Annotated in this window: 1 protein-coding gene; it reads right to left on the bottom strand. The window is 55.4% G+C overall.

Translation table 11 applies throughout. The features are described from left to right. Positions 1-550: 550 nt before the first annotated feature. The gene (locus ACZXDY_RS45895; protein ID WP_464350010.1) at positions 551-742 is read right to left on the bottom strand and encodes a hypothetical protein; all 192 of its coding nucleotides are present in this window, start codon (positions 740-742) and stop codon (positions 551-553) included. Positions 743-1,378 lie beyond the last annotated feature (636 nt).

Raw genomic sequence — 1,378 nt, forward strand, 5'->3', positions numbered from 1 at the left:
AAGGCGGCTGCCGGCGATATCGGGAAACCTGTCAAAGGGGCGCTCGTCGTGGCGATGTGTGTGCAGAACTGAGAGCCGCATGCCTGAATAAGGAACGCCTGGGCGAGGAAGGCATGGGCAATTGCCGCAGGTACCGCGAGACCTGCCGTTGAACTCTGGGGAAGGGCTGCACCCCGAGATCAATCGCCGATCTGCTCGTACGCGAACGGAAGCGTCCGTGAGGTAGATGGCTGCTTGTTGGTATGGCGAGCTAGGCAGCCTGGTGTGGCGGCAGCTCCAACGCGGCCCGTCGCCCGACCTCGGTCAGACCGCTGAGCGTTCGATCGCCGCCTTCCGCGCATTCGATAATCCTGCTCGCAATGTGACGGCGAGCCTCATGATTATTGCTGCCTTGCGGCAGCGCCTGACAAGCCCTTTCGAGCGCGACTTGCATGTTGGCGAAGGTCCGGCTGTCAAACCTATCTGCAATCCACATAATCGGGACCTCCTGGGCCGGCTGAAAAGGTGGAATCCTCAGCCTCCATCAAAAGCTTTTCGAGCCGTCATGTCTTCATGGTTGCTGATCTCGCCCATTGGGCTTGAACACGGCGATGCGCCGGTCGAGCAACCAGAGTTCCAAGCCATTCTCATTCAGCAGGGACTTCGCGCGCTCTTTCGCTGTCCCATCGTCTGGACATTCCAGATCGAGCCGGTTCGCGACGTGGCCGGTCTCATCCAAGAGATAGGCGCGATAGGTCGCCATTGGTGCAATCCCCTCGAGCCAGGGAACTTAATACATTTTCGGCGGCAACAAAGAACCAGAGTTGCGGCAATGCACCTAGCTGGTGCGGCGCGAAAGCTGGAGACCACCGAACATTTGTCCGCTTGCCTCCACCGACTTTTTTGACTGCCCGGTTTTCCAACGGAAGTCAGATCACGCCCACAATGATGAAAAGTCCAATTTCGACCAGTAAGACCGCCCCTGTCATGGCGGAGACAAGAAACAGGTCACCCGGTGATAGGAACCGCATGTTTCACCTCACCATTTCGAAGAAACGGCCCCTACATCAAGGGGGGCAGGATGCTGGAGCCGTTTCTCCGAGATCCTTGACGCGTTCATCCGGCGTCAAGTGCTCCAATCTTAATCCAAATTTAAATGGCGTCCATATTTAATTTGTTTAATTTGCGTGTTATATATTTACCCCAGAATTTAATATGGCAAATATTCAGGCGATGGGGATTGATGGATTTCTCGTCCGTTCTCGGGTGACATCGGACACGGCTGGTGCACGTCGCTCGCCTCATTTTCACTGATTAGCAATCATAGGAAATGATCCGAAAATTTTAGCGAAACAATTCAGCCGCCTCCACGTCGGTTTGCCGGAGGGCATGGGATCAT

The sequence above is a fragment of the Bradyrhizobium sp. LeoB3 genome (assembly GCF_055456055.1).